Origin of the sequence: Sphingomonas sp. DC1600-2, from assembly GCF_049897605.1 — a bacterium.
GTDB lineage: Bacteria > Pseudomonadota > Alphaproteobacteria > Sphingomonadales > Sphingomonadaceae > Sphingomonas.
In genome coordinates, this window is the sequence record NZ_JAFCWO010000003.1 from 446067 (window position 1) to 458331 (window position 12265).

The following is a 12265-nucleotide window of genomic DNA, read 5'->3' on the forward strand; positions in this document are numbered from 1 at the left end:
GCATAGCGGCGCGGTGCCATCGTCGGTTGCGCGCGGCAGCGGGGGGCGTCATGATCCCCGCATGGGCTTTGTCGTCAATCTCTTCTCGATTCTGGTGGGCCTGTTGGCGCTGCCGGTGGCGTTGGTCGGGCTGGTGCCGTTTTTCGGAATCGCCAATTATCTCGCGCTGCCGATCGCGGTGGTCGGCGCGGCCATCGGTGTTTTATCGGGGCATAAGAGTGGCCGTAACTTCAATATTTTCGTTATCGTCGTTGCGGTGGTTCGCCTGATCCTTGGTGGTGGCTTGCTGTAACGGCAAACGGCCCGACGCGGGCGCGCCGGGCCGTTCGTTTTGTCGCCAAAGAGGCTTTAGCGGCAGATGACCTTGCCGCGATCGATCGACTGGCCGAGCAGCGCGCCCGCACCGCCGCCGAGCAAGGTGCCGAGCGTGCGCGAACCGCCACCCGCCAGGCTATTGCCGAGCAGGCCGCCGGTCAGGCCGCCGATGATCAGCCCGGTGGTGCCATCGCTGCGACGGCAATAATAACGGTTGTCGCTGCCGCGATAGATGCGGTCGTTCCGGCCGAGACGGCGCGGCTGGTAATAGCGGCCATCGCGATAATAACGGTCGGCATAATAGGTGCGCTGGCCCGGCTCGTAGCGATTGTAATCATAGCTGCGATATTGCTGCCAGTTGGCCCGACGGTCGTCACGACGGTGGTCGCCGCGATCACGGCCGTCATCGCGACGGTCGCGCCCCTCATCGCGGTGATCGCGACCGTCATTACGCGGGTCGGCGCGTTGATCGGGTCGATCGCCGCGCTGGTCCTGGCGGTCGCCGCGATAGTCCTGCGCGGTGGCGGGAAGCGCGGACAGGGCGGTCGCGGCCATGGCGGCGGCGAGAAAAAACGTGCGCATGCAAAATGCTCCTTGCGGTAATCCGTGTTGGATCATGGACAGAACACACCGGCACGCACGAGGTTGCGTGAACGCAAAACTACACTGCGTTCACGCCCCCGCAAGGAAAGACCGTCGTCGAATTTCTTGCCGTAATTACGCGTTGAGAGAGTGGGTTAGCGTGATTTCGGCATTGAGAACTTTCGACACCGGGCAATTCGCCTTGGCACCGGCGGCAATTGCCTCGAATTGCTCGGGCGAAATGTCGGCGATGGTCGCTTTCAGGTCGAGCGCGGATTTGGTGATGGAGAAACCGTCGCCATCCTTGTCGAGCGTCACCTTCGCGGTCGTCTCCAGCTTGCCGGCGCTGAAACCGGCACCGGCCAGCGCGAAGCTGAGTGCCATGGTGAAGCAACTCGCATGCGCCGCAGCGATCAATTCCTCGGGGTTTGTGCCGATGCCGTCTTCGAAACGGCTGCTGAAGCCATATTGCGTGTCCGACAGGACGCCCGATTGCGTGGAGACATGGCCTTTGCCGTCCTTGCCAAAACCGTCATAGCTGGCCGATCCGCTGCGTGTCGTCATGCTCATTCTCCAATAAAAAGGCGCGGACCGTTGCTGGTCCGCGCCTGATATAGGGTGATCGTGTGACGTTGCTTAGTTGCAGCGACGGTCCGCCGTGCTGGCACGATCAATCGCCCGTCCGCCGAAGGCACCAGCGACGCCGCCGAGCACGGTGCCCAAGGTCTTGTCGCCATGGCCAGCGACCGAATTGCCCAGCAGCGCGCCGCCGACGCCGCCGACGATCAGACCGGTGGTCCCATCGGAATGGCGGCAATAGCGACGCCCGTCGCGGCCCTGATATTCACGCGGCTGATAATGGTGGCGGCGTGCCTCGGCCTGCGTGGTCGGGACGACCATGGTGGCAGGAATCGCGACGGCGGCAGCGCTGAGCGCGAGGATGAAGGTACGCATATGATTTTCTCCCATGAGGTGCGACTTGCTTTGAATCAATCTCGCTAACGTAACGATCTCGATTGTACTTAAGTTTCATGAACCTGAAATAACCGTGTGTTCAGGTAAATGTAGGGCGAAGGCAGCCTGCTTTACGCGCGCGATATTATCCCCGTTATCCACAGTATTCACAGGGTGGCCTGGTCATTTCAGGGCTTGGCGCGACTCGCGGCCCATGACAGCATCTGGATTGTAAGCAGCGGATGAAGAAGCGGGAAACCGAAGAAACATCAGCTACTTATGCTGCGAGAGATGGTATGGTGCCGCTCGGAAACCTGCGATCGGTCAGCAGCGGAAGGATGGCAAGGATCGTGCGGCGTCGCTTTGCGCAGGCAAGGCGCTTCACCGGCGATTACGAGACGCCCTTCCAAATATATCCTGGCCCGGTCGTTCCGCGACGAAGGGGCAGGATGTAGGTGACGGACGGTCCGCGCGCCCCTTCTTTCACGGGGAGAGGGCGATGGGCCGAAGATCGCCGAAACGCGTCGGTCGATGTCCTCTGGGCGCGGTCGAGGCGAGCCGCCAAGACTGAATGGCGCGGACGCTTCCTTCCCGGGCAGTGTCCAGCGCATTCGGATGAGGCGACAGGGGGTCGGCAGCAATGTCGGCCCCTTTTGCGGTGTCGGCGCTTATCGCGGCTCCTCGGCCAGGATGACCTTCGCCCGCGCGCAATCCTGTTCCATTTGCGCCGTGAGCGCGTCGAGCGTGTCGAATTTCGCTTCGGGCCGCAGATACTCGATCAAGGCGACCTCGATCGTCTGGCCATAGAGATTTTCGGAAAAATCGAAGAAGAACGGCTCGAGCAATTCCTTGGGGGGATCGAAACTCGGGCGAATGCCGAGATTGGCTGCGCCATCGAGCACGCGCCCGTCGGGCAAGCGCCCGCGCACGGCATAGATGCCATAAGCCGGGCGCAAATAGCTGCCCATATCGAGATTGGCGGTGGGATAGCCGATCGTACGGCCGAGCTTGTCGCCATGCTGCACCGTGCCCGCCACCGCGAACGGGCGCGTCAGCAGCCGTGCCGCGCCACGTGGGTCCCCCGCCTCCAGCAGCGCGCGGATTCGGCTCGAGGAGACGGGTTCTCCGTCGAGCATGACCGGGCCGACGGTATCGACCGAAAAGCCGTTCTTGCGGCCGAGATCGGCCAGCACCGCGACCGTGCCGCTCTTGGCCTTGCCGAAGGTGAAGTCCTCGCCCGTTACGACTCCGCCGATGCCGATCGTGTCGAGCAGCCGGTCGCCGACGAACTCCACCGCACTCAGCGCGGCGAGTGCCGTATCGAACTGGAAGACGATCATCGCATCGGCCCCGGCTTCGGCGAACAGCCGCTCGCGCTGGTCGAGCGTGGTCAGGCGGAACGGGGCGGTGTCGGGACGGAAATGGCGTACGGGATGCGGATCGAAAGTGGCGACCAGCGCCGGGCGACCCTCCGCGCGCGCGCGTTCCACCGCGCGACCGACCACCGCCTGGTGGCCAAGGTGAAATCCATCGAAATTGCCAAGCGCGACGATCCCCGCGCGCAAGGCTGCGGGAACCACCGAGCCGCCGTCGAGCCGCTGCATGAGCGCGCTATACGGCCCGGTTTGCGGCTGCGCTAGGGGCGATCCCGGCCTTGAGGACGCGCAGGACATTGCCGCCCATCACCTTGGCGATGTCGCCGTCGCTGAAGCCGTGATCGATCAGTGCCTGCGTCACGGCGGCCAACTGGCTGGCGTCAAAGCCCGTGGTCACCGCGCCGTCGAAGTCCGATCCCAGCCCGACATGATCGATCCCCGCCACATCGCGCACATGCGCAATCGCAGCAGCGGCGGCGGCGGGCTGTGTCGAGCAGATCGCCGCATCCCAATAGCCGATCCCGATCACGCCGCCGGTGCGGGCGATGCCGCGAATCTCGTCATCGGTCAGGTTGCGGTTGACCTTGCAGGTCGCCTGCACGCCGCCATGGCTGGCGACGACCGGGCGCTGTGCCATCGCCAGCACTTCGGCAATCGTCGCGTGGCTGGAATGCGCGACGTCGACGACCATGCCGAGCGCCTCCATCCGTCGCACCACCTGCCGACCGAGCGGGGTAAGCCCGGCTTTGGCCTCGCCGTGCATCGACCCCGCCACTTCATTGTCGAAGAAGTGCGCGAGCCCCGCCATACGGAAACCGGCGCGATACAGGACATCGAGATTGGCCAGCTTGCCCTCAAGATCTTGCAGGCCCTCGATCGAGAGCATCCCGCCGACCACCTTTTTCCCGCCCGCGCGATCCGCCAGCAGCCGGTCGAGATCGGCAGGTGAGCGGATCACCCGCAACTGACCGTTTGACGCAGCCGCGTAGCGATCCAGCTTTTGTGCGTGCCACAGCGAGCGTTGCAGCAGCGATCCCCAGGTGCGCGGGGGCTGCAGATCGGCGATGGCGAGCGCGGTGATATTGTCGGTATCGGACGGGTTCGCGTCGTAATTCTGGCCCTTGGGCGTCTTGGTCACCGAGGAGAACACTTGCAGCGTATAATTGCCAGCCAGCAGGCGTGGCAGATCGATTTGCCCGCGCTCCGACCGGTCGAGCAGGCTACGCTGCCACAGCAACGTGTCGGCGTGCATGTCGGCGATTTGCAGGGTCGCGTGCAGCGCGCGGGCGCGCGGCGTGATTTTGAGCGGGATCGCGACCACCTGGTTCATCGACCGTTCGACGATGCCGGGGGCGAGCGTGAAAAAGGCAAGCGCGGCAACCAGCACCAGGCCCAGTACGGCCAGCAAGATCCTGCGCATCGAAGTCGCTCCCCGTCATGCCGGACTTGTATCGACGCCTTTGCCGTGTCCGATCCAGCGCTTGATATGCTGCGCGCTGGCGGCGGGGGCAAGCCCGCAGATGGCGATTAGGGCCGGTCCAGCGTCACGAAGCTATAGGCCGGGCGCGTGCCCTCGGCGGGATGGTCTTCGCGCGCGGTTTCGTGCCAGCCCGCAAACGCCGGAACGATCGCGTCGCCTGCGGGCATCAAGTGAACCTCGGTCAGTTCGACCCGGTCCGCCAAAGGGGTAAACAGCGCGAAGATTTCGGCCCCGCCGATTACCGCGACGTCCCCGTCGCCCGCCAACGCCAACGCGGCATCGACCGAATAGGCCACCTCGGCACCCGGCGCGGACCAGTCGCGATCGCGCGTCAGCACGATATGGCGACGACCGGGCAGGGGGGCCGGGAAGCTCTCGAAGGTCTTGCGCCCCATCACCATCGGCGTGCCCATCGTCAGCGCCTTGAAACGCTTGAGATCGGCCGGGAGGTGCCAGGGCAAGGCACCCTCGGCACCGATGACGCCATTGTCGGCGCGCGCGAGATAGAGCGTGATCATCCGCCCCTCATGCCGCGCCGCGCCGCTGATGGCGAGGGAAGATCTAGCGCGCGTCGGATCGGTGCCGATCGCGGCTTAGAACTTCTTTGTCGCCGATACGCGCACCGTCATCGATCGCGAGCCGGGGCCGCCCCTTCCACCCAAGTCGATTCCGGTGGTCCAGCCGTCGCCGGGGTTGATTCCCAGCCCGATTTCGAACTGGACCTCGTCCCGCAGCCAGTCGTTATTGGTGATGCTGTACTGCGATGGGCCCCCGAGATCGGCATAGTCCAGCAACTGCGGACTGGCTTGATTGAACTCGTGACGCCATTCGAACCGGGCACGGGGCGCAAAGGCACCAAGGTGCAGGGTCGCCCGGCCGCCGGCAACGCTGGTCAACGATTCGAGCGTGCGAGGATCGAAGGTCAGGCTGTAGACCCCGGCTCCGGTCTCGGCATAGGCCCTGAGCTTGGCGTTGAGATACTCGGCGCGTCCGTAGAGCGAATAGCTGAGCCGCCCGGTGCTTTGGTCGATTCCCGCGCTCAACGATCCGAACAGCATCGACCCGTTGCGGTGACCGACGGCCAGCGACCCGCCAAGCGCCGCGCGCCGTGTGTTGAACGAGAGATCGCCATATCCCAAAACCCCGTCGATAAAGGCACCAGGCGTGGGCCTGAAGCTGCCATAAGCGGCCCCGACCCAGGTGTCGGCGGTCAGATGGCCGGCATCGGCGGTGCCGACCCGCGTGCGCTCTTCGCCGCCGCCGCCGCCCGCGCCGACCGTGAGATCGTCCGACAGTTTCAGGTCGGCACCCGCGCTCAAGCCCGAGCTCGAGATCGACAGCTTGGTGCGGCGCGTCGTCGCGTCGCGCGTCCCGACACTGATCGCGCCGCCGCTCCAGATCGCGATCGACCCGATCTTGCGCGGTCCGGTGTCGCCACTCTCGTCGGCCACCGCTCCGACAGCGGCTGCGGTGCTGGCGGACGTCGCAGAGCCGGTCGCCATGCCACTGCGGGAACCGGTTGGGGTCCGTAATCCCATCGCGCCCGTCACGCCCGTTGGCGAGGCACCCGGCTGCAGAGTCCCGGTTGAGGAAACGCGCAGGCCTTCGGCTCCCATCACTTCATTGGCATGTTCCATCTTGAGCGCGGTTTCGGGGGCGATCCCGTCGAACCGGCCGGGGCGCCGGAAGGTGCCGCCATCACTGCTGCCGAGTGTGATCCCGATCGGGTTGTTGCCGGTGCTGCCACCGCCGCCATGGAGCTGTTCGTTGCGGCGACCGAAGTTCTCGATTTGCGCCCGGGCGAAATCGCGGGTCGCGGTGTCTTGCGCATCGATCAACCCGCGCACGACCGGGTCGGCCGAGGGGTCGGGGCGACCCTTCACGGTGACGGTGACGGTGGCCGCCGCCGACATCCCGAACGTGTTGCCGATCGTATAGGTCACGACCGTCGTTCCGCTGAAGCGGGGGCTGGGCTGGATCTGCAAGCGATAGGTCCGCGCGGAGGCCGTGCCGTCGGCGATGAGGGTCGCCGTCGCGGAGTCGGCTGGCGACACACTGACGATGGCGGCTTGCGTGAACGGCCCGCCGACAGCACCGCTCGAAATATCGACCGTGACCGGCTGATTCTGGTCGGTCGTCGTTACCAGATTCGCGGCGACCGGTGCGGTCCCCTTCACCGTGATGTCCACCGTCGCGAACGTCGAGCTGCCGCCGGGCCCGACCGCGGTGAACGTGAAGCGATCAGGTCCCTGGTAACCGGGGGTCGGGGTGTAGACCGCGACAAAGCGGGGGGCTGCGACGGTCGCGCCCAGGGGCAGGGTCGGGGTGGCAACGGCAGCGCTCCGCTCGAGCCCCACCGCGCCTGGTTGCAGGGGGTTGGCGATCGACACGCCGGTGAAGCTTGTACCGGTCCGCTGGATCACCACGGTGCCGTGCTGCGGGGGCGTAGCGACCGTCACGTCGGTGACGGTGCCCGTGATCAAAGTGCTGAGATCGATCGTGGCTGGCTGATTGTTGGTGACGGTCTGCGTAACGGCGACGGAGGTGTCGCGGACGACGGGCGGCGCGGGCAACGCGATCTGCAAGCTGAAGGTCTGGCTGACCCGGCTCGGCCCGTCGCCGGTGGAGCTGTCCGAAGCGGTGATCGTGACGCTGAACGATCCGTTTGCGGTGGGCGTTCCGGCGAGTGTTCCGTTCGTTGCGAGGGCAAGGCCAGATGGCAGCGCGCCGCCCGTCACCGCAAAGGTATAGGGTGCCGTTCCGCCAGACGCCGTCAGCGATACGCTATACGCGACGTCCTGCTGGCCCGCCGGCAAGCTGGTTTGCGTGATCGCGAGCGCAGGCGTTGCGACGGTGAGCGTGACGGTGGCAGCGGCCGAGGTGCCGCCGGGCCCCGTGGCGGTATAGGCGAAGCTATCGCTGCCATAATAGCCGGTGGTCGGGGTGTAGGTGACGACATCGCCAGCCACGCTGGTGGTGCCATGCGCAGGGGCGGTGCTGACGGTGAGGCTGCTATGCACGCCGCTGACCGAGGCGGTGAGATCGATCGGGGTTGCGGTGTTATAGCCAACGCTGGCGCTCTTCGCGGCCACGCTCGGCGCAGCAGGCGTGGCGACGGTGAGCGTGACGGTGGCGGCGGCGGAGGTGCCGCCGGGCCCCGTGGCGGTATAGGCGAAGCTATCGCTGCCATAATAGCCGCTGGTCGGGGTATAGGTGATGACATCGCCAGCCACGCTGGTGGTGCCGTGCGCAGGGGCTGAGCTGACGGTGAGGCTGCTATGCACGCCGCTGACCGAGGCGGTGAGATCGATCGGGGTTGCGGTGTTGTACGCAACGCTCGCGCTCTTGGCGGCAACAGTGGGCGCGGCAGGCGTGGCGACGGTGAGCGTGACGGTGGCAGCGGCCGAGGTTCCGCCAGGCCCGGTGGCGGTATAGGCGAAGCTGTCGCTGCCATAATAGCCGCTGGTCGGGGTGTAGGTGATGATATCGCCAGCCACGCTGGTGGTGCCATGCGCAGGGGCCGTGCTGACGGTGAGGCTGCTATGCACACCGCTGACCGAGGCGGTGAGGTCGATCGGGGTGGCGGTGTCATAAGCGACGCTGGCGCTCTTCGCGGCAACGCTGGGCGCAGCAGGCGTCGCGACGGTGAGCGTGACGGTGGCAGCGGCCGAGGTGCCGCCGGGCCCGGTGGCGGTATAGCCGAAGCTGTCGCTGCCATAATAGCCGCTGGTCGGGGTGTAGGTGATGACATCGCCAGCCACGCTGGTGGTGCCATGCGCAGGGGCCGTGCTGACGGTGAGGCTGCTATGCACTCCGCTGACCGAGGCGGTGAGGTCGATCGGGGTGGCGGTGTTATAGCCAACGCTGGCGCTCTTCGCGGTGACGGTGGGGGCCCCGATATAGCTGAACTGGTCGGCGGCCGAGGTCGCGCTGGTGCCGCCGGTAGTGGTGACGCGCACGTCGACGGTGCCGGTGCCTGCAGGGGCGGTCGCGGTGATGCTGGTCGCGCTGTTGACGGTGAAGCTGGCGGCTGCGGTCGCGCCGAAGGTCACTGCGGTCGCGCCGGTAAAGCCGGTGCCGGTGATGGTGACCGAGGTGCCGCCGCTCGCCGGACCCGAGCTGGGCGAGATGGCGGTGATGGCGGGGGCCGCGACATAGCTGAACTGGTCGCTGGCCGAGGTCGCGCTAGTGCCGCCAGGGGTTGTCACGGTCACGTCGACGGTGCCGCTGCCAGCCGGAGCGGTTGCGGTGATGCTGGTCGCGCTGACAACGGTGATGCCGGTTGCAGAGGTCGCACCGAACTTGACGGCGGTCGCGCCGGTGAAGCCGGTGCCGGTGATGGTGACCGAGGTACCACCGCTCGCCGGACCCGAGCTGGGCGAGATCGCGGTGATGGCGGGGGCCGCGATATAGCTGAACTGGTCGGCGGCCGAGGTCGCGCTGGTGCCGCCGGTAGTGGTGACGCGCACGTCGACGGTGCCGGTGCCTGCAGGGGCGGTCGCGGTGATGCTGGTCGCGCTGTTGACGGTGAAGCTGGCAGCGGCGGTCGCGCCGAAGGTCACTGCGGTCGCGCCGGTAAAGCCGGTGCCGGTAATGGTGACCGAGGTACCGCCGCTCGCCGGGCCCGAGCTGGGCGAGATCGCGGTGATGGCGGGGGCCGCGACATAGCTGAACTGGTCGCTGGCCGAGGTGGCGCTGGTGCCGCCAGGGGTGGTCACGGTCACGTCGACGGTGCCGCTGCCAGCCGGAGCGGTTGCAGTGATGCTGGTCGCGCTGACAACGGTGATGCCGGTTGCAGAGGTCGCACCGAACTTGACGGCGGTAGCCCCGGTAAAGCCGGTGCCGGTGATGGTGACCGAGGTGCCGCCGCTCGCCGGACCCGAGCTGGGCGAGATCGCGGTGACGGTGGGGGCCCCGATATAGCTGAACTGGTCGGCGGCCGAGGTCGCGCTGGTGCCGCCGGTAGTGGTGACGCGCACGTCGACGGTGCCGGTGCCTGCAGGGGCGGTCGCGGTGATACTGGTCGCGCTGTTGACGGTGAAGCTGGCGGCGGCGGTCGCGCCGAAGGTCACTGCGGTCGCGCCGGTAAAGCCGGTGCCGGTGATGGTGACCGAGGTGCCACCGCTCGCCGGGCCCGAGCTGGGCGAGATCGCGGTGATGGCGGGGGCCGCGACATAGCTGAACTGGTCGGCGGCCGAGGTCGCGCTGGTGCCGCCAGGGGTGGTTACGGTCACGTCGACGGTGCCGCTGCCAGCCGGAGCGGTTGCAGTGATGCTGGTCGCGCTGACAACGGTGACACCGGTTGCAGAGGTCGCACCGAACTTGACGGCGGTAGCCCCGGTAAAGCCGGTGCCGGTGATGGTGACCGAGGTACCGCCGCTCGCCGGGCCCGAGCTGGGCGAGATGGCGGTGACGGTGGGGGCCGCGACATAGGTGAACCGGTCACTCGCCGAGGTGGCGCTGGTGCCGCCAGGGGTAGTCACGGTCACGTCGACGGTGCCGCTGCCAGCCGGAGCGGTTGCGGTGATGCTGGTCGCGCTGACAACGGTGATGCCGGTTGCAGAGGTCGCACCGAACTTGACGGCGGTAGCCCCGGTAAAGCCGGTGCCGGTGATGGTGACCGCCGTGCCGCCGGCAGCGGGGCCGCTGGTCGGGCTAACGGCCGTTACGGTCGGTCCCGCGCTCGCTGGGGTACAGGTTAGGGTTAAAAATGCCGAAGAGTTGGAGTGCGCGGCAGTCGCGTCGTTGTTGGCGCTTCCCCCTGCGGTATATGTAAAATTGGAAAGCGCGTAATTATAATATCTGAATAAATTGTTGGATCCGATCGTGAAAGTCGCAGAATTTCCTGTTTGATTGAGGACGCTACGAACAATGGATCCAGTATCGTCGTATTCAAATGCGGAAAAATATCCTGTCCCGACGCGAGACGTCAATGTAAATTGAATTACATCTCCACTATTAAAATAGAAATCGCTTAACGTTGATGCATACGCTCCAAAAGTAATATCCTGATCTTGTATCTGTGAACCATTGCTGGCGGATGGAATCGAAAAGGTGCGATTATACTGGCCGGTGTTGATGTCGGCGCAGCCCTTCGATGTAGCCGCCGCCGCAAAAGCGGGCATCAAGGCGAACATAAAAGCAAAAAGCGCGATTAAAGGGCGGCTTGGATGCCCTGCGGCGCGTCGTCGGCCGAGTTCGCGCATGCGATTGCGATGAGCAAAGGTACCAAGTGCAGATCGCATGCATCCGGCGAAGGCACGAAATCGCCCCCGCTCAGTCCGAAACTGCCCCATTATTTCCCCCGCCCGCGAATCGCTTACTTTGAGAAGATCTTAGCTGATTTTTGTAATATGTAATAATAAAGAAATTGCTTCAGGACAGATGCTTGCGTGTCCTGGAGATCGATCGTGTTTTTAGATGGTGATGCCCCTGATCGATAACCGACGTTCTGCATTAAGGTAGGATCGCGATATACGCCGAGGGCGATGATCGCTCCCTGTTCAAGATGCCAAATGAAATCACGCGTGCGGGTTCGCCCAGATCGTCAGGCGAAATCTGTATATTATTTCACATGCGGCGTAATGATTGCGCGCTTTGATACGGCCCACGCCCTCTTTCGCGCTTCGGCACAAAAGCGCGGTGAGAGGGTGTTCATCGAGAATGGCAGCGTCGCTCGAACAGGTGACCACAAGCGGGCGTTGAAAGATCGGACATTGCCGACCTTTCCCACTGCGCCGAGCCGGACCGACGACGCTCCAGGCGGGCTTTGATCCGTCGCCGGAGTGTAGATTTCTAAGTGGTGATGGCGGCCGGCTGCGGTGTGCAGATCGCGAGAAAGCCACCAGCCATAAAGGTCGCCATATACTCCTTTACCGACACAAAGTCGTCCGACCGGCTGATGCCACCCGATAGCTTGTCGATCCGCCCGGTGCGCGCGAGCGTCAGCATCAGCGCGCCGGTGACGAAATGATAACCCCAGAAAATCTTGCTTTCCTCGCACTCGGGGAGCGCTTGCTTGAGCAGTCCGATCAGCCGCAGAACGACCGGGTCGAAATGCGTGTCCATCAGCTCGGCCCCCCATTCCGGCGTGTTGGCGACCTGCGCGCCGAGTTTCGCATAGTTACGCCAGCCCTCGCCGCCATCGATATAGAGGTCGAGATCGGTATCCAGAAATGCGCGCAGCGCGCCCTCGACGGTCGGCTTGCCCGCGGCGGCGGACTCGTAATCGTCAAGCGCCTTCATCCGGCGCTCGCTGGTTACCACCGCACGGCGCGCGAATACTGCGTCGAACAACGCCTTCTTGTCGGCGAAATAATAATTGAGCAGCGTGTGATGGACGCCGACTCGCTTGGCGACCTCCTTCAGTGTCACGCCGTGCAGGCCGTGTTTGGAGAATAGCTCTTCGGCCGTATCGAGGATCAACTCCATCGTTTCGGCGCGTTGCTCGGCCCGGCGCGGGCGACGCTGTACGGGTATATCCTGGGTCACGACAATGTCCTTCCCGACTCCCGACGCGAGCGTCAAGCAGCGATCGCCGCTTGTTGATCATTCACAC

9 protein-coding genes and 1 pseudogene are annotated in these 12265 nt (G+C 65.0%); 1 reads left to right on the plus strand and 9 read right to left on the minus strand.

The genetic code is table 11. The features are described from left to right. The first annotated feature begins 61 nt into the window (after positions 1–61). A complete protein-coding gene (locus ACP7BL_RS08870) occupies positions 62–292 on the plus strand; it encodes a hypothetical protein (protein WP_033963103.1) in 231 nt (76 codons plus the stop codon). A 56-nt stretch (positions 293–348) separates the two neighbouring features. On the opposite strand, the gene ACP7BL_RS08875 is transcribed toward ACP7BL_RS08870, so the two are convergent. The 9 genes and pseudogenes from ACP7BL_RS08875 to ACP7BL_RS08915 all read right to left on the minus strand — a co-directional run bounded on the left by ACP7BL_RS08875 (position 349) and on the right by ACP7BL_RS08915 (position 12198). After that, positions 349–897, minus strand: coding sequence for a glycine zipper 2TM domain-containing protein (locus tag ACP7BL_RS08875; protein ID WP_033963101.1), 549 nt, complete (start codon positions 895–897; stop codon positions 349–351). Positions 898–1032: 135 nt separating this feature from the next. Next, positions 1033–1461 (minus strand): OsmC family protein, encoded by a 429-nt coding sequence (locus ACP7BL_RS08880; protein WP_033963195.1) that lies wholly within the window; start codon positions 1459–1461, stop codon positions 1033–1035. A 72-nt stretch (positions 1462–1533) separates the two neighbouring features. Beyond that, positions 1534–1851 carry a glycine zipper 2TM domain-containing protein gene (locus ACP7BL_RS08885; protein WP_033963191.1) on the minus strand — a complete coding sequence of 106 codons (318 nt, stop codon included), beginning with the start codon at positions 1849–1851 and terminating at the stop codon, positions 1534–1536. A gap of 668 nt (positions 1852–2519) precedes the next feature. Beyond that, positions 2520–3455, minus strand: a complete 936-nt coding sequence (locus tag ACP7BL_RS08890) for a bifunctional riboflavin kinase/FAD synthetase (RefSeq protein ID WP_126848909.1) — start codon at positions 3453–3455, stop codon at positions 2520–2522. Between the two features lie 7 nt (positions 3456–3462). Then, positions 3463–4647, minus strand: coding sequence for a dipeptidase (locus ACP7BL_RS08895; RefSeq protein WP_033963099.1), 1185 nt, complete (start codon positions 4645–4647; stop codon positions 3463–3465). Positions 4648–4754: 107 nt separating this feature from the next. Further along, positions 4755–5225, minus strand: a complete 471-nt coding sequence (locus ACP7BL_RS08900; protein ID WP_033963098.1) for a dihydrofolate reductase — start codon at positions 5223–5225, stop codon at positions 4755–4757. 75 nt (positions 5226–5300) lie between these two features. After that, on the minus strand, positions 5301–10196 hold the full coding sequence (locus ACP7BL_RS08905; RefSeq protein WP_426258241.1) for a beta strand repeat-containing protein: 4896 nt from the start codon (positions 10194–10196) through the stop codon (positions 5301–5303). After that, a pseudogene (locus tag ACP7BL_RS08910) lies at positions 10197–11003 on the minus strand (IPT/TIG domain-containing protein); the annotation flags it as partial. Positions 11004–11502: 499 nt separating this feature from the next. After that, entirely contained in the window at positions 11503–12198 is a 696-nt protein-coding gene (locus tag ACP7BL_RS08915) for a TetR/AcrR family transcriptional regulator (protein WP_260591606.1), read from the minus strand. Between the last annotated feature and the right edge of the window lie 67 nt (positions 12199–12265).

Excerpts from the sequence above, each read along its gene's own strand:
- ACP7BL_RS08870 (WP_033963103.1), top strand. The coding sequence starts at position 62 with ATGGGCTTTGTCGTCAATCTCTTCTCGATTCTGGTGGGCCTGTTGGCG.
- ACP7BL_RS08875 (WP_033963101.1), bottom strand. The coding sequence starts at position 897 with ATGCGCACGTTTTTTCTCGCCGCCGCCATGGCCGCGACCGCCCTGTCC.
- ACP7BL_RS08880 (WP_033963195.1), bottom strand. The coding sequence starts at position 1,461 with ATGACGACACGCAGCGGATCGGCCAGCTATGACGGTTTTGGCAAGGAC.
- ACP7BL_RS08885 (WP_033963191.1), bottom strand. The coding sequence starts at position 1,851 with ATGCGTACCTTCATCCTCGCGCTCAGCGCTGCCGCCGTCGCGATTCCT.
- ACP7BL_RS08890 (WP_126848909.1), bottom strand. The coding sequence starts at position 3,455 with ATGCAGCGGCTCGACGGCGGCTCGGTGGTTCCCGCAGCCTTGCGCGCG.
- ACP7BL_RS08895 (WP_033963099.1), bottom strand. The coding sequence starts at position 4,647 with ATGCGCAGGATCTTGCTGGCCGTACTGGGCCTGGTGCTGGTTGCCGCG.
- ACP7BL_RS08900 (WP_033963098.1), bottom strand. The coding sequence starts at position 5,225 with ATGATCACGCTCTATCTCGCGCGCGCCGACAATGGCGTCATCGGTGCC.